The 14,638-nt window shown below is 65.6% G+C and carries 22 protein-coding genes; 8 read left to right on the top strand and 14 right to left on the bottom strand.

The genetic code is table 11. The features are described 5' to 3' along the window. Positions 1-11 precede the first annotated feature (11 nt). Positions 12-161: a hypothetical protein gene (locus tag ABC304_RS03920; RefSeq protein ID WP_181373606.1), complete on the top strand. Its 150-nt coding sequence runs from the start codon at positions 12-14 to the stop codon at positions 159-161. A 31-nt stretch (positions 162-192) separates the two neighbouring features. Here the strand turns inward: ABC304_RS03920 and ABC304_RS03915 are convergent, their stop codons facing one another. From ABC304_RS03915 to ABC304_RS03900, 4 genes are all read right to left on the bottom strand, one after another. Continuing rightward, positions 193-1,323 (bottom strand): YihY/virulence factor BrkB family protein, encoded by a 1,131-nt coding sequence (locus ABC304_RS03915; RefSeq protein ID WP_202401086.1) that lies wholly within the window; start codon positions 1,321-1,323, stop codon positions 193-195. A 324-nt stretch (positions 1,324-1,647) separates the two neighbouring features. Beyond that, positions 1,648-2,337 carry a response regulator transcription factor gene (locus ABC304_RS03910; RefSeq protein ID WP_108320229.1) on the bottom strand — a complete coding sequence of 230 codons (690 nt, stop codon included), beginning with the start codon at positions 2,335-2,337 and terminating at the stop codon, positions 1,648-1,650. 170 nt (positions 2,338-2,507) lie between these two features. Next, positions 2,508-2,819 (bottom strand): hypothetical protein, encoded by a 312-nt coding sequence (locus tag ABC304_RS03905; RefSeq protein WP_412923019.1) that lies wholly within the window; start codon positions 2,817-2,819, stop codon positions 2,508-2,510. Positions 2,820-2,900: 81 nt separating this feature from the next. Then, a complete protein-coding gene (locus ABC304_RS03900; RefSeq protein WP_108320225.1) occupies positions 2,901-3,257 on the bottom strand; it encodes a DUF7882 family protein in 357 nt (118 codons plus the stop codon). Between the two features lie 235 nt (positions 3,258-3,492). On the opposite strand from ABC304_RS03900, the gene ABC304_RS03895 reads away from it, so the two are divergent. Beyond that, positions 3,493-3,777, top strand: a complete 285-nt coding sequence (locus tag ABC304_RS03895) for a DUF7882 family protein (RefSeq protein WP_237488856.1) — start codon at positions 3,493-3,495, stop codon at positions 3,775-3,777. 81 nt (positions 3,778-3,858) lie between these two features. Next, the gene (locus tag ABC304_RS03890) at positions 3,859-4,029 is read left to right on the top strand and encodes a hypothetical protein (RefSeq protein ID WP_160897575.1); all 171 of its coding nucleotides are present in this window, start codon (positions 3,859-3,861) and stop codon (positions 4,027-4,029) included. A 189-nt stretch (positions 4,030-4,218) separates the two neighbouring features. Here ABC304_RS03890 and ABC304_RS03885 read toward each other — a convergent pair whose 3' ends face one another. From ABC304_RS03885 to ABC304_RS03875, 4 genes are read right to left on the bottom strand one after another with little or no spacing between them, the layout of a single operon-like run. After that, positions 4,219-5,028: an AAA family ATPase gene (locus tag ABC304_RS03885; protein ID WP_070434716.1), complete on the bottom strand. Its 810-nt coding sequence runs from the start codon at positions 5,026-5,028 to the stop codon at positions 4,219-4,221. Then, entirely contained in the window at positions 5,025-6,011 is a 987-nt protein-coding gene (locus ABC304_RS03880; RefSeq protein WP_459564418.1) for a Mu transposase C-terminal domain-containing protein, read from the bottom strand. Before ABC304_RS03880 ends, ABC304_RS03885 begins: the two co-directional genes overlap by 4 nt. Positions 6,012-6,058: 47 nt before the next feature. Continuing rightward, entirely contained in the window at positions 6,059-6,412 is a 354-nt protein-coding gene (locus tag ABC304_RS18250; RefSeq protein ID WP_459564417.1) for a hypothetical protein, read from the bottom strand. A gap of 7 nt (positions 6,413-6,419) precedes the next feature. Further along, on the bottom strand, positions 6,420-7,016 hold the full coding sequence (locus ABC304_RS03875; protein ID WP_070434801.1) for a recombinase family protein: 597 nt from the start codon (positions 7,014-7,016) through the stop codon (positions 6,420-6,422). A 147-nt stretch (positions 7,017-7,163) separates the two neighbouring features. Here ABC304_RS03875 and ABC304_RS03870 point away from each other — a divergent pair, with 147 nt between their 5' ends. After that, the gene (locus tag ABC304_RS03870; protein ID WP_183420941.1) at positions 7,164-7,583 is read left to right on the top strand and encodes a hypothetical protein; all 420 of its coding nucleotides are present in this window, start codon (positions 7,164-7,166) and stop codon (positions 7,581-7,583) included. Positions 7,584-7,594: 11 nt separating this feature from the next. On the opposite strand, the gene merB is transcribed toward ABC304_RS03870, so the two are convergent. Both merB and merA read right to left on the bottom strand, forming a co-directional pair. Further along, the gene (gene merB / locus ABC304_RS03865) at positions 7,595-8,251 is read right to left on the bottom strand and encodes an organomercurial lyase MerB (RefSeq protein ID WP_128219031.1); all 657 of its coding nucleotides are present in this window, start codon (positions 8,249-8,251) and stop codon (positions 7,595-7,597) included. Between the two features lie 44 nt (positions 8,252-8,295). After that, positions 8,296-9,720 carry a mercury(II) reductase gene (merA, locus tag ABC304_RS03860; RefSeq protein WP_128219030.1) on the bottom strand — a complete coding sequence of 475 codons (1,425 nt, stop codon included), beginning with the start codon at positions 9,718-9,720 and terminating at the stop codon, positions 8,296-8,298. Positions 9,721-9,821: 101 nt separating this feature from the next. On the opposite strand from merA, the gene ABC304_RS03855 reads away from it, so the two are divergent. The 4 genes from ABC304_RS03855 (at position 9,822) to ABC304_RS03840 (ending at position 11,919) form a co-directional block, all read left to right on the top strand. After that, entirely contained in the window at positions 9,822-10,211 is a 390-nt protein-coding gene (locus ABC304_RS03855) for a heavy metal-responsive transcriptional regulator (protein WP_108320786.1), read from the top strand. A 93-nt stretch (positions 10,212-10,304) separates the two neighbouring features. Continuing rightward, positions 10,305-10,787: an ArsR/SmtB family transcription factor gene (locus ABC304_RS03850; protein WP_319801395.1), complete on the top strand. Its 483-nt coding sequence runs from the start codon at positions 10,305-10,307 to the stop codon at positions 10,785-10,787. Beyond that, positions 10,784-11,395 (top strand): cadmium resistance transporter, encoded by a 612-nt coding sequence (locus tag ABC304_RS03845; protein ID WP_108320784.1) that lies wholly within the window; start codon positions 10,784-10,786, stop codon positions 11,393-11,395. The genes ABC304_RS03850 and ABC304_RS03845 overlap by 4 nt, the downstream gene beginning before the upstream one ends. Beyond that, complete coding sequence (locus ABC304_RS03840; protein ID WP_164878281.1) at positions 11,392-11,919, top strand: signal peptidase II; 528 nt, start codon at positions 11,392-11,394, stop codon at positions 11,917-11,919. Before ABC304_RS03845 ends, ABC304_RS03840 begins: the two co-directional genes overlap by 4 nt. Before the next feature lie 81 nt (positions 11,920-12,000). Here ABC304_RS03840 and ABC304_RS03835 read toward each other — a convergent pair whose 3' ends face one another. The 4 genes from ABC304_RS03835 to ABC304_RS03820 all read right to left on the bottom strand — a co-directional run bounded on the left by ABC304_RS03835 (position 12,001) and on the right by ABC304_RS03820 (position 14,598). After that, positions 12,001-12,873 carry a F510_1955 family glycosylhydrolase gene (locus tag ABC304_RS03835; protein WP_239277143.1) on the bottom strand — a complete coding sequence of 291 codons (873 nt, stop codon included), beginning with the start codon at positions 12,871-12,873 and terminating at the stop codon, positions 12,001-12,003. Positions 12,874-12,937: 64 nt separating this feature from the next. Continuing rightward, positions 12,938-13,543 carry a DUF305 domain-containing protein gene (locus tag ABC304_RS03830; RefSeq protein ID WP_108320503.1) on the bottom strand — a complete coding sequence of 202 codons (606 nt, stop codon included), beginning with the start codon at positions 13,541-13,543 and terminating at the stop codon, positions 12,938-12,940. An 89-nt stretch (positions 13,544-13,632) separates the two neighbouring features. Then, entirely contained in the window at positions 13,633-14,085 is a 453-nt protein-coding gene (locus ABC304_RS03825; RefSeq protein WP_108320502.1) for a DUF6153 family protein, read from the bottom strand. A 108-nt stretch (positions 14,086-14,193) separates the two neighbouring features. Continuing rightward, positions 14,194-14,598, bottom strand: coding sequence for a four-helix bundle copper-binding protein (locus tag ABC304_RS03820; RefSeq protein WP_108320501.1), 405 nt, complete (start codon positions 14,596-14,598; stop codon positions 14,194-14,196). Positions 14,599-14,638 lie beyond the last annotated feature (40 nt).

The raw sequence follows: 14,638 nt of genomic DNA, 5'->3' as shown, positions 1-14,638 counted from the left end.
GTGTGGGGCCCGTGCTCGTCGAGCTGTGCGCGCATCACTTCACCCTCACGAACGAACGGATGATGCTGCTCGGCACCGTGACCCGCCTCACGGGCCGAGCCGTCGACGTCGTCGACTACGAACGTGTCGCGCAACACCTGCACGACATGGGGGTCATTTGAGGCTGCGCCAACGGGAGCGTCTGAGGGTGTGTTATCGGCGTAGCTGCCACCACTTTCGCCGGGGGTGTGGGCGTGGCGTTGACGGCTTTGGTGGGGAGGGCGCGTCAGGACCGTCGGCTGCTTCTTCGAGCCGGATTTGGCGGCCTTCTTTGACGTCGCTGCGCTCTTTCTCGGCCTGTTTTTTGCTCTTTCGGGTGTCGCGGGCGGGCAGCTGAATGTCTTCTTCGGCGGCGATGCCGCCTTGCAACTGGCGGCCGCGTTCGAGTTCGGCGTCGAACTCGGCGCCGAACAGGAGGGCGAGGTTCGCGATCCACAGCCAGAGCAGGAAGATGATGACCCCGGCGAGCGAGCCGTAGGTGCGGTCGTAGTTGGAGAAGTTGGCGACGTAGATCCCGAAGCCGGCGGTCGCTATAGCGAGGGCAGCGATGGCGATGATGGCGCCGAGGCTGATCCAGCGGAACTTCGGCTGTTTGGCGTTGGGGGTGGCGTAGTACAGCACCGCGACGAGGAACACGATGACGAAGAGCATGACCGGCCATTTCGCGATGTCCCATGCGATTTGCACGCCCTGACCGAGGCCAAGGGCGTTGCCGATAGCGGTAGTGACATCACCCGAGATGACGAGACCGAGCGCGACGAGGACAAGCGCTACCACGGCAATGACGGTGACCAGCAGCTGCATCGGGCGCAGCTTCCAGAAGGGGCGTCCTTCGTCGATTTCGTAGATGCGGTTCATTGCACGGCTGAAAGCGCCCACGTATCCGGATGCTGACCAGAGGGCGAGGGCGATACCGGTGACGAGTGCGATACCGGCGCCTCGAGATGACGCGATCTGCTCGATCGGTTCGCGGAGCGTGTCAGCGGCGTTGGGGGCGACGTCTTGGATGATGCCGATGATGGCGTTGGCGGCGGCGTCGCCTTGGCCAACGACACCCAGTACGGAGAAGATCGCAATCAGCGCCGGAAATAGTGCGAGGACGGCGTAGTACACCAGGCCCGCGGCGGCGTCTGTGCACTGGTCAGCGGAGAATTCCCGCACTGTCTTTCGCAGCACGTACTTCCATGACCGCTTCGTCAGCTCGGTGGGAGAGTCTGGCTTCTCGTCAGCGTCCGGGTGCGGCGCATCCGCGCTGGTCTTATTGCCTGGTTTTTGCTTCAGCATGTCCGTCCCGAGGGTTCAGAGCACACCGCGCGTGTGCGGGCGCATTTCAGTGTCCGACATCAGGTGCCCCCACTGCAGGGGCTTGCCTGCCCACAGGCACCGCGTCCCGTGGGCTCAAGAGTCCTCGAGGTCGGTTCGCGAACGCGCAGCGTCTACGAGCTGATTTGCCTCGCGTCGCGAGTAGCCAGTACGGAGAATCTGGCGGAAATGACGCCGTTGATGCCGGGGTGTAGGGGTCGGCCATAAGCGATAGGGAGGTGTTCCGCCGTGCGGGCGGCCCGAGTTTGGCGGGCTCCCTTTGCCCGAGCATCGGCCTAGCCTCCCTTATTTCCTTGGCGCTTCCATCACGTAGCCGGCGCCGCGAACGGTGCGAATGAGCGGCTCCTGGCCGGCGTTGGTCTTCCTGCGCAGGTGATGGATGTAGAGCTCGACGACGTTGGAGCTTCCGCCGAATTCGTAGTTCCAGACGCGGTCGAGGATCTGCGCCTTCGACACCACGCGGCGTTGGTTGCGCATGAGGAAGCGCAGCAGCTCGAACTCCGTCGCCGTCAGCTGGATCTCGCGGTCGCCGCGCACGACTTCGTGGCTGTCCTCGTTCAGCGAGAGGTCGCCGACGCGCAGGATGGGCTCGGAGTCGCGGGTGAGGGCGGTGCCCGCGCGTCGCATGAGCCCGCGGAGGCGTGCGACGACCTCCTCGAGGCTGAAGGGCTTGGTGACGTAGTCGTCGCCGCCGGCGGTGAGGCCGGCGACACGGTCGGCCACGGAGTCCTTCGCGGTGAGGAAGAGCACGGGGACGTCGTTGCCCGAGTGCCGCAGTCGCTGCAGGACCGCCATGCCGTCGAGGTCGGGCATCATGACGTCGAGCACGAGGGCGTCAGGTTCGAAGTCGCGGGCGGCCTGCAGGGCGTTGAAGCCGGAGCCGGCGGTGCGCACTTCCCAGCCCTCCATGCGCAGTGCCATCGACAGCAGGTCGGTGAGCATCTGCTCGTCGTCGATGACGAGCACGCGCGTCATTTCGCAACCACGACGGTGCCGGGGCTTTCTGCCAGATACGTCACAGACGAAGCATATGAGTGTCGGGCGGTCGTAATGCTGGCTTCAAGCGGCGCGAGGTCTGCACTGCTACCGCTTTGCGCCCCGGATTATTCGAAGCGGAACCGATCGGTTACGTGCCGTCGTGACGGTCAGATGATGTCGTAAGGCGACTCCTCATCGTCGAACACCTGCCCAGAATGGTTGCGCCACCCGTCGCCGCCGCCGTCGGCGAGGCCGCTATCAAGGCGCACTGTGGAGGAATCGATGGTGATCGAACTTGCCGCCGCCGACACGAAGATGCTGAGACGTTCGCCCCCGTCCAGCGTGACCGTGATGAAGCCACCGCCGGCGCGCGTGGCGCCGAGAACCTGAGCCTCGATATCCCCGACGCTCTCCAACGGCGCGAGAGCATGGGTGGCACCATTCACGGTCAGCTGAACCCGTTCGATGCTCTGAGTCATGCGGTACAACGTAGATGTCGCTAGGTCTCACCGGCATCGGGGTTGCACCATCGGAAAGCGCGTTGCACACTGCGACTGTTGTCACGCCTCTACCGGGTGATTCCGTCGGTCGGCGTCGCGCGCGAGTTGGTCCGGAGTGCGCCCGGCCGGCTCATCAAGCACGTGAAGTCCCTGTGGCGAGTTGGCGGCGTCGGTCAGCATCCGCAGCCAGGACGGGTTGAGCTGCGGTGTGTGGCCACCCTCGTATCTAAACGCCAGCTTGACTCCGGGGTACAGGTAGACGCTTGTCCGGCCACCGCCGAGGCTGATGTCGATCTTCCATGTGAAGGTGAACCGCTCCCCGCGGCGGATCTTCGCCACGATGACCGCCTGCAGGTGAGCGAGCTCCCGGTCATCGAAGTCGGCACTGACACTCGAGTCGTACGTGAATCTCCCCATCGGAAACCTCCAACATCGGGACCCCCGGCGCGACCATCATGGCGAGAGGTCCCACACGCCGGAGGAACGACGTCCGTGTCAGCGTCTCAGACGACACGTTCACCCCTGGACCCTTGCGAAAACCTTCCCGGGCTGTTGTGCAAATGTGAGCAACATCGCGGGTGCGATAATTCGGAGCGGCCGGGCGATTTCGCGATGGCCCAGCCTCGAACGAGATGAAGGACACGCTCGCCCCGTGGGACGACTGATCTACACGCAAGACTCCAGCTACGACATCGACGACCGTATCCTCGCGCACCTCCGCGTCGTCATGATGAACAAGCTCCGCCGCCGTGAAGGCTTCATGCTCCAGATGCCCACCACCGGCGGCGGCCGCTCCTCCATCTGGATCAGCCCCACACGGGCCCTGCTCATGCAGTTCTACGGCGGCCGCGCACCGCAGCTCGACCGTGAGTTGATCGACAAGATGATGCACGACGCGAGTAGCGCCGACGGGCTCACCCTCTCGAACCGTCTGTAACGGCATCGCCACAGGTGATGTGGCGGGTGAATCTCGGACCGATCCGTTCTGTCTCCCCGGCGTCCGCGTTAGCGTGACGCCGTGACGAAGCCCCACCGCATCAGCCATCCTGCGGCAGCCCGCCTCGCCGGCGTCCCCCTCGAAAGCCTCGACGCATGGGCAGCCGTCGACCGGCAAGGACGCTACGACACCGCCGAGTTCAAACTCTGGACCGAAATACACGTGGCCGTCCGCTCAATCGATGGGCGCTAAGCCGGCGCCATCCCCGCGTCGAAATAGGAGACGGGTCCGAATGCACCCTCTCGATGATCTGTTGCGCCTTGTAGGTTTCCTCATTGGTGCGATTCCGATCGGTTTTGCACGCTCGGAAGGCCTGTCGACCAGGTGGCTGTGAATGTTGACGCTCTTTGGCGGTGTTCTTGCGTTGTTGTTTGGCGGTGGCTATCCGATGACGAGGACGCTGGCGGCGGCTTCGACGACGTCGTCGGTGATGGTCTCGAGTTCGTTGATCTTGAGCACTCGTGCGATTTGGGGGAAGAGGCGTTCGAGGAGGCGGAAGTTGCCGCGAGTGATGCGTTCGATCGCGGCGATGGCTTGCGCGTCGGTGAAGTCGTCGGGGTCGAGGGTGCGGCCCAGTCGCTTCCAGCGACGTTCGAGGACGAAGAGGAGTTCGTCGCGGCCGAGGTTGCGGTAGCGGTGGGAGAACCCGAGGCGGCTGTAGAGCTGGGGGTAGTGCCGGAATCGTTGGTCGATGCCGGGCATGCCGATCAGGATGATCGCGGTGTGCTCACGGTCGTGCCGGTCTCGGAGGACTTCCAGGGCCGTGGGCGTGAGGCGTTCGGCCTCGTCGATGATGAGCAGCTCGACCCGCTTGCCCATGTTGTAGCGGCCGTGAGTCCCCGTAACTTTGCCGGTGGCGCGCAGGTGCTCATCGATGCAGATGCCCAGCCTGGTCTGCAGGTGGTCGATCTCATGGACGAGCTGCGCCGGCTTGGGGAGGACCGGTGGCGTGTAGAACAGGGTCCGGGATCGGTTCGCGGTGGCGTAATGCTCTGTGTCGGTCTCGCTCCGCGGTCCCCACTCGGTGATGAAGGGTTCCAGGGTGTCCCAGTGGGCGTATCGGCGGCCGGATTGCGTCTTGCCGACGCCGGCATCGCCGTGGCAGATGCCGATCGTGCGTTCCTTGCGGACGGCGTTGGCGAATTCGATGAAGCGGCGGTGTTCTTTCGTGACGATGAAGTCGCGGCTCATGGCTCGTCCTCTTCGTAGGTGCGTAGTCTCACCTGGCGTGGTGTCCGCGGCTCGGTTCGCGGCTCGTCACGGACGGCTGTCTGGGGGATGCGTTCGTTGATCTGTTGACGCAGCCGCCGACGGCGGGCGCGTCGGGCGGTCTCGATGTCGCGCAGGGAGAGTCGCTGGTTGGGGTGTGCTTCGTCGATCGCGATGCAGATGTGCGTGTCGTGGTCGTAGACGCGGATCTCGGACACGTCGCGCGGGTCGTACCTGATTGTCACGCTGCGTCCGACGAACGGCGCGAGTGTGGGTGAGAGGTACCGCTGGCCTTGGAAGTGGATGCCATCGCGTTGGACGACGCGGTTCTTCGGCAGGGTCAGCAGCAGCCCGTCGAGCTGGTCGAGGCTGTCGGGCATCCGCGGCAACCAGCCGTCACCGATCCAGGCCTCCTTCGGGCTGGCGCCGATCTCGCTGTGGGGGCGCTCGTTGTACTCGGTGACGAACCGGCCGATGGCCTGATCGAGGTCCGCGAGGCTGAGCTGCGGCTTCGGGGCTCGTGCCCGAGGGGTGAGGTGGCCGGGGAGGGTCGTGAGAAGTTCGGTGTTCACGGTGCCGAAGAATCGCTCGATCTTCCCGCGACCTTGCGGCCGGCCGACTGTCGAGTAGATCAGCCGGATCTTCAACGCCACCGCCGTGTACTCCAGATGCCTGCTGGTGAAGTCGCTGCCGTGGTCGACGTGGAGCACGTCGGGGAGACCGCACATCGCCCAAGCCGGGTTGGTCTTGCGCCAGATCGCCTGCCGCAATGCGAGCGCCGTGTTGATCGCCGAGGGCGCCCCTGTGAACACGGTGTACCCGCAGATCGCGCGCGAGTAGTCGTCGATCACGACCGTTAGCCAGGGGCGTTCCGGCTTCCCATCGGCGCCGACGATGAGGATGTCGAGTTCGGTGTGATCGGCCTGCCAGATCGCATTCGGTCGCTCGGCTCGGCGGCGGAACACTAGCTCGTGTCGGTCCCGGTACGCGGCTGGGCCGTCCAGCGCGAGGGTCACGAGTGCCGGGTCAAGGCGGTGCAGGAAGGCCGGACCGTCGAATAGCTTGGACGGGCGCACCCGATGCGGTCGGCCTCGGCCATGGCGAGCCGGTGCAAGGCCGCCATCCCGGGACGCGGTTTGGTGAGTCCGAGCTGCTCAACGAACGCGACCAGGTCTGGGTCGGTGCGCCGGGTCCCCGCGTCCGCTCGCGCGCTCGGTTTCAGCCCGTCGATCCCCGCCACCGCGTAGTCATGGTTCCAGCGTTGAAGGGTGCGCAGACCGATTCCGGTCTCCCTGACCAGCGTGGCCAGGGGAATGTCATCCTCGACATGGAGACGCAGGATCCGCCACCGGGCCAGCGCGTCCATGGCACATCTAGTCGCCGACCGCTGCCGGGGTGCCGGTGGCGTGCTGATGACGGTAGAGCGTCGCTCTGGACCATCCGACCAGTCGGGCTGCGTCTTCGGCGGTGCGTCCCTTCGCGCGCGCGTCTCGCACGATCGCAAGCTTCTCCTTCACGACGCCCGGATCCACGGGTGGCCGGCCGAAGCGCGTGCCAGCCTGCTTCGCCGCGGCGATGCCGGCGTTGACTCGCTCGGTGATCAGTTCACGCTCGTACTCCGCCAGCGTCGCGAGCATGCCCAGCATCATCCGCCCGGACGAGGTCTCGGGGTCGATGCCATCCGAAATCGATCGAACCTTCACGTCCTTCTCGCGCAGCAGGTTCACCGTGTTCAGCACGTCGATGAGGGAGCGCCCGAGTCGGTCGATGCGCCAGACGACCACCGTGTCGCCGGGCTCAGCGTACTCCAGAAGTCTCTTCATCCCTGGCCGCTGCACCGCGGCACGGCTGCCCGAGGTCACGTCTGAGAAGACGTCCCTCGCCTCAACACCCGTCGCGCCCAGGGCGTCGAGTTGCAGGCGCGCGTCCTGACTGACGGTGCTCACGCGCGTGTACCCGAGAAGCCTCACCCGATCAGCATGCCTCACAAACTCCTGTCGCGCGACCCCGTGAGGCAGACCGCGATGAGGCAACTTTTCGAGACGTTCTCAACGCCCGAAATTGTGCGACGACGGCACCCTTTGACGCATCGCTCATCATGTCTCATTTAGCTATAGATGAACGAGGCGTTCGGAGAGCGCAACCAACACGTCGTTTCGGGATCCGGCACCTGCGCGAACGCTGAGGTTCAGCAGAAGGTGTCAGCTTCTGGGGCTCCGATCATCCTGCGCGTCGGCGTTGCCCTCAGTGTTTTGGGTGGGCGGGCAGCAGTCGGGGTCGTTCGTGTGGTGGCGTCGCCGGTTGCGTATCACAGCGATGGTGCTCGCCAGGGCCGCGAGGATCAGGAGCCCGACTCCGCCTGCTATCGCCCACGGGTTGTGCAGGAGGGCACCGATTCCTGTGATCGCGCCGCCCGCGGCAAGCAGCGGGCCCAGGGCGCAGCAGGCGACCACGAGGAAGGCCGCGCCCAGCGCCATGAGCAGACCACCCCCGGTTCGGTTGTCATCGTGAGGCGACATCGCCATCTTCGTCCGTGAGGTGGGCTGGTTCAGCAGCACGCGTCCGGCCCGCGGTAGCTGCCGTCTCCTGTGCCGCTGACTGGACGTGCAAGCGTTTCGGGGAGGAGGTTGCGGCCAAGCCCGAAGGCTTCGGCGACGGACAGTACCCGGCCTTCCGGGTGCTCTGCAAGCCAGCCGCCTGCGTCTTCCGGAGAGGTGAAGTAGTGGACCTGGTTGCAGAACGAGGAGCGGATCGACGGCAGATTCCCGGGGTCGACCAGGGAGACGACTGCGGTGATTGGTTCCACGCTGGTGACACCGGCGGTCGGATCGACCGTGACCCGGATCGTGTCGCCGCTGGCCGGGGAGACCGACTCGATCCGCGCGGGACGGCCGATAAGGGTGGGGAAGATCAGAGTGTCAAGGGCGCACCAGGTGTAGAGCTCCCCACCGGCGACGGTGAACCGGTGCCGGGTGGGGCGCAGGGTGAGGCCTTGGCCGATGATCCGGCCCTGGTCGTCGTACTCGGTGTCCGGCATCGCGGCCAGGCGGGCGCGGACCTCGTCGGCAGTGAGAGCGGCGGCGGCCGCGAGGTCGTCGATACTAACCGGGTCACCATCCGCAAGCAGCCGGAGCAACGGGACCAGCAGGGTTGTCTCGGCGGATCCGGCGAGACGGTCGATCAGGTCGGTAGCAAGGTTCGTCATCGTAATTGATCCAGTTCTGATGGGGTGCGTGCGTCGGTGCACTGTCAGGCGCAGCAGGACAGTTTCGAGACGTCGGTGGTGAACGCTTTCGCGACGATACGGATGCCCTCGGCCATGGTCAGATACGGGGCCCACGCGTCGGCGACCTCGGTGATGGTCTTGCCGAGGATGTAGACGCCGGCGGCGGCGAGCTCGCCCGCGTCCTGAGCGACCGCGGTGAGGCCGAGGATTTCACCAGTGTCGGCGTTGGCAACCATCTTGATGAACCCGCGGGTGTCCCGGTTCACCACCGCACGAGGCACATAGTGCAGAGGCAGGACCCGACAGTCGCAGCGGATCCCGGCCGCGATGACCTCTTTCTCGGTCATCCCGACCGCGCCGATCGCGGGACTGGTGAACGTCACCCGCGGCATCCGCGTGTAGTCGACCGCTGCGTCCGCTCCGTTGAAGGCGTTCTCGGCGACCAGCGTGCCGTGGCGTGCCGCGACGTAGACGAACTCGGGGTGCCCGGTGACATCCCCGGCTGCCCAGACCCGAGGGTTGGAGGTTCGCAGTTCGTCGGTGACGACGACCTGTCCGGCGTCGCCGGTCTTCACCCCGACGACGTCGAGGTTGAGTCCTGCCGTGACCGGGCGGCGTCCGAGCGCGACGAGGATCTCGTCCGCACGGAACTCCTGCTCACCGCCGGAGACCTCCGCCGTGACAACGACCTGACCGGTGGCGGTGTCTCGGACGACCCGGGGCGGAACAGCACGGCGGACCACCCGGATGCACTCGTCGGCGAAGACCTCCTGCAGAGCCTTGGAAACCTCGGGCTCCTCCTTCGACGCGAGCCGGGAACGCACCAGCATGGTCACCGTCGAACCCAGCCGGGCAAACAGCTGAGCCAACTCCAGCGCCACGGAGCCACCACCCAGCACCACCAACGAGTCGGGCACCTCGGTCAGCTCCATCGCCGACGTCGACGTCAGGTAGCCAACGTCGTCGAGCCCCTCGACGGGCGGGGCCCAGGGGGCGGAGCCCGTGGCGATCAGGTAATGCGCGGTCTCGATGGTCTCAACGGTGCCGTCGGCAGCGGTGACCTCCAACACGGGCGCATCCGGAGTGCCAGCGAAGGCTGCGTCGCCCTGCCGGACCGGCCAGCCGTACGCCTCGGCCACGTCGAAGTACTTCTCCCCCCGCATGGCCTCGGCCAGCTCCTGCTTGCCACGCACCAGACCGGGCATGTCCACCGGGCCCGCGGTAGCGGCAATCCCTGGGAATCGGGCGCCGGCGTCCGCCGCCACATGGCGGGCCTCACCGGCAGCGATCAGCGCCTTGGACGGCACACACCCGGTGTTCACGCACGTGCCACCGAACGTGCCGCGCTCCACCATCACCACCGACTTGCCCAGCATGGTGGCGCGGATCGCAGCGGCGAACGCCGCACCACCCGATCCGATCACGGCCAGATCAAACCTCGACTGCATTCCGATCCCTCCCGGACCTATCGCGAACATTCGCTGCTACAGTCATCATCAACCTTCCTGTGCGGTGGAAGGTCAAGTCCTCTGACGAAGGAGCGTCTATAATGCGGATCGGTGAACTCGCTGAGGCGGCCGAGACGACCGCAAAGACGCTGCGGTTCTACGAAGACCAGGGACTCCTACCCGCGACCGAGCGCACACCCAGCGGCTACCGCGACTACACGACTGCGGCGCTTGCCCGTATCAACTTCATCCACCGCGGTCAAGCAGCCGGACTCACCCTGGCCCAAATCCGGCAGATCCTCGACATCCGCGACCACGGCCAAGCCCCCTGCAACCATGTTCGCGACCTGCTCGACACACGCCTCGCTGACATCGACCAGCAACTCGCACAGCTCCACGACCTCCGCGACACCCTCGCCGCGCTACGCGACCAGGCAGACCACGTCGAGCCCGACACCTGCAGCACCGACCAGGTCTGCCGCTACCTATAGCAGCGCCCCGATCGAGAGGTCTGAGAACTATGAGTCGTCTCCGGTGATCCCCGGGCGGAGAGGACGGACTCGAGACCATCACCGCGACATCGGATGACCGCCGCCAAACAGCACTGCAAGAACACCGCCAAAGAGCGTCATCAGTCACAACATTCCGGCACCTCGTCGATTGCCCCGTGGGTGGTGCGAAACCGATCGGTTTCGCACCACTTATTAATCGGCAGTTACCGATATGATCGTCACATGCCGATGACACAAGAGCTCGCAGCTGCTGTATCTCTGTTCCACTCTCTTGCCGATCACAGTCGCCTGACGATCCTGCGTCGGCTGTCCGTTGGTGAAGCGCGGGTGAGGGACCTCACCGACGAACTCGGCTTGGCGCAGTCAACCGTGTCAGAGCACGTTGGATGCCTCCGCGAATGCGGACTCGTTGTTGCCCGCAGTGAGGGCCGACAGAACTTTTACTCTGTCTCCACTCCCGAGGTGATCGATGTTCTCGAAGCGGCCGAGCGACTCCTCGCCGCGACGGGTTTCAAGGTCGATCTGTGCAAGACGTACGGGAGCGACGCCCGATGATCGGAACCATCGTGGCCGCCATCGGCCTGTTCGCGGCGACGAACATCGACGACATCGTCGTCCTCACCGTTCTGTTTCTCGCGTCCGCACGCGGAGCCCTCCCGGGATGGAAGGTCGTGGCCGGACAGTACCTCGGCTTCATCGCTCTGGTCGCAATCAGCAGCCTCGCCGCCGCAGGCCTCACCATCGTTCCGGATGAATGGGTCGGGCTGCTGGGCCTGGTCCCACTTGCGATCGGTGTGTACGGGCTGATTCGTACGCTCCGACATCGCGGCGACGATGACGACGACGACGAAAGCTCCATCAGCGCCGGGGGCCTGCTCGGAGTTGCCGGCATTACCATCGCGAACGGTGCCGACAACATCTCGCTGTACACACCTGTCTTCCGCACCAACCCGGTTCCGGACACCATCGTTACCATCATCGTGTTCTTGGTACTCGTTGCCGTGTGGTGTCTTATCGCCCGCTTCGTGGGTACCAGCAAGGCTGTCACAGAGGCTCTTGAGAAGATCGAGCACTGGCTCGTGCCGGCCGTGTTCATCGGGTTGGGTCTGTACATCCTGGTCGAGTCCGGCGTGATCGTTCGTCTCATCGAAGTCCTGTCGTGAGCAGGTTCACACGCCTCCTCGCTGCCGCTGCTGCCGTAGTTGCCGCCTTCACGGTCGACCAACTCACCAAAGCGTGGGCCCTGTCCTACCTCGACGGAGGCCGTGATATCGACCTTGGGCTGGGCGTATCCCTGCGCCTCGTGTTCAACCCTGGGGTCGCATTCGGTCTCGGCGGCGATGTGGGAGCGCCGCTTGTCGTCGGCGTTATGGTCCTTGTCGCCGCGCTGCTCACGTGGATCGTCATCCGAGTGCTGCGGAGGCAGAGCATGGGCGCTACTGCGCTGCTGGCTGCCGCCCTCGGCGGCGCGATCGGCAACCTGTGGGACCGCACCACACGCGCTGAAACCGGACCGCTCAGCGGAGAGGTGGTCGACTTCATCGCTGTCGACTGGTTCGCCATCTTCAACGTGGCTGACATCTTCACAACGCTCGGCCTGCTCGGGTGGGCAGCCTTGTATCTGCTCCGTCGAGACCACGCTCCCATCAGCGGGAGCACCGGTGACGGTTCCCAGCACCGCGGCTGATCTGGGAACGAGGAGGGCCCGCACGGGTATTCGTGCGGGCCCTTCGCGGGTGGCGGAGGGCGGTGCCCGCCGCGATGCGCGTTACTGCTGGTAGGGGATGAGGCTCAGGCCGCTGTCATCGACGACGAGGATGTCGCCGTTGTTGGTGATGGTGACGGCTTGGGCGGTGCCGTGGATCGTTCCGACTTCGAACCAGTTCTGCGCTCCCGCGGTTGTGGCCCAGATCCGTCCCTGGGTGCCGATACCGACCACGCGGTTGTGGTCCGGGGAGGCGCTGAGCCCGGCAAGAAGGGGAGCATCCGGCCACGCCTGAAATGTGGCAGCCCGGTCGGTGCTGACCAGCAGACCATCCGCGGTGGAGGCCATCACTCGCCCTGCTGCGTCAACGGCGAGCGACATGGCGTAGACGGGTGCCCCGGTGGGCTGCCAGGAGACACCGCCGTCTGTGCTGGTGAGCATTTCATTGGCGTCGGTGGCGACGCCGTAGAGCGTTCCGCGGGGGTCCGCGGCGAGGGCGTGAAAGTCTTTCTCGCCTGTGAATGCGGTGGGTTGCCAGCTCTGCCCGTTGTCGGAGCTTCGGATGATGCCCAGGTTGGGGGCTCCCAGCTCGGGCGGGGTGGTCCGACCGGGGTGGCCAGATGCCACGAGTGTGTCGTCAAGGACGGTCAGGCCCATCGCGTCGAAGTCCGTCTTCGCCAGGCGGGCGCCCAGCTCACCGTCACGGGTGACGGTGAAGATGCCCTCGTGGGTTCCGATAAGGAACCCATCGGTGGCGGGGTCATCAACGATGCCGTGCACGTGTGTGAGCGGCTGCTCAGGGTGGTCGTCACCGGTGAGGGACGGTGAACCGGCGCAGCCTGCGAGAGCGAGCGCGACCATGGGGACGAGGGTGACCAAGGACAAGGCGCGGGTGCGGGAGCCCGGCGCGGTGAGGTTGGTGTGGTGGTGCTGCATTGGGGGTGCGTTTCGTCTGATCGGGTGGTGGGGCGCGGTGGTTTTCCGCGCCCCACCCGGGTGATCAGAGAGTTGCCAGAAGCTCCTCCATGGTCGCGATTTCGGACGTCTGCGATTCGACGATCTGGTTGGCCAGGGCGACGGCGTCGCTGTTCTGGCCGTTGCTGGCCTCTTCCTGGGCCATCTCGATCGCGCCGCGGTGGTGTTCGATCATCTGCTGAAGGAACAGTCGGGCGGCGTCCGTGCCGGTGGCCTGCTCGAGGGCCTGCATGTCGTCCTCGCTCATCATGCCGCCGCCGCTGTGGTCCATGCCGCCCATGTCGGAGGAGGTGGCTCCCCAGTCCTCGAGCCACCCTTCCATGGTCGCAATTTCAGGCTCTTGAGCGGCCTTGATCTGCTCCGCCAGGGCGGTGACGCGCTCGTCGATGCCGTCTTTCGACAGGAGCGTGTCGGACATCTCGATCGCTTGAGTGTGGTGCTCGATCATCATGCTGGCGAACATGACGTCCGCCTCGTTGGCGTCCGCGGACTGCGCGGGGCTAGCACTGCTGCTGCTGCCGTGGTCCATTCCGGGCATGCTGCCGCCCGAGGTGGTCCCGCCGGAGCATCCGGCGAGAGTGAGCAGGGCGGCGAGAGTGAACGCGGCGGTCGCCGCGGCGCGGGTCTTCATGGTGGTTGTCTCCATCGGTCGGTGATGAGGCACGACGGTTGTCGTGCGGGAAGATGCGTTGCCCGCGCGGAAGGCGGGCGTACGCGTCATCACGTGCGACTGATGCAGAGAACCGTGAGGGAAGGTGGCGGGACAATCTGTGCGGGCGCGGGCCACCGGGCCTGTACCGCGCGGAGTACGTCGTCTCGGACGGTAATGCGCCACCCGATACGGTGACGTGCGAGCACGAGCACGCTGACAAGCAGCGCCAACACGCACGCCATCCAGGCCATGGCGTGATCGTCGCCACAGTCGCCGCAGCCGTCGTCGTGGGCGGCGGTCGTGTTCAGCTGGGCGGAGAGGGGCGACGCATCGTGATGGGTCGATACCTCTCCCGCGACAGCCACCGTGTCGCCATGTCCGGAGGCGGTGGTGTGGGTGTTGAGGGAGTGCATTGCCAGGAGCCCCACGATGACGGCGCCGGTTACAGCGATCACCATCAGCAGGGTGCGGGTGAATGCACGCTGGCCACGCACATGCTGCGCGAGGGTAATCAGCGACATCTTCACCTCCTGGTCGGTTTCTAGGCTAACTTTCGCCGGCGAGGGCGGGTGGGCCGCTTGACGGCCAACGCGCGCTTTGCCCGCGAGTGGGTGACGGGAACTGGTGGGTTACAACGCCGCGAGGAGGTCGTTGCACGCCTGCTCGCAGCGGCGGCATGCCTCTGCGCAGACCCGGCAGTGCTCGTGCATGTCGGCGTGCTGCTCGCATTCCTGCGCGCACGCGGCGCACGCGGTGCGGCATGCCTCCACAACAGCGCGAACCACCTCGACGTCCACCGTCGTCTGTCGAGAAAGCACCGCACCGGTCGCGGTGCAGATGTCGGCGCAGTTGGCGTTTTTGGTGATGCACGTCACCAGCTCGGCCACCATGTCTTCTGACAGGCACGCGTCGGCACACGCGGTGCAGGTCTGCGCGCATTCGATGCAGGCCTCAATGCAGCGGGCGAGTACGTCCGCGGCCTCAATGGACGCGGCCTTGGGGTGAGTAGTGAGCATCTGATCGATAGCAGTCATGTTCGCTGGTCCTTTCCCGGGGACCGTCCCCGGCGCCTGC

The organism is Microbacterium jepli, assembly GCF_047237905.1.
Lineage (GTDB): Bacteria > Actinomycetota > Actinomycetes > Actinomycetales > Microbacteriaceae > Microbacterium.
Note: the sequence above shows the minus strand (reverse complement) of the source record. Positions and strands in the feature narration are given on the sequence as shown.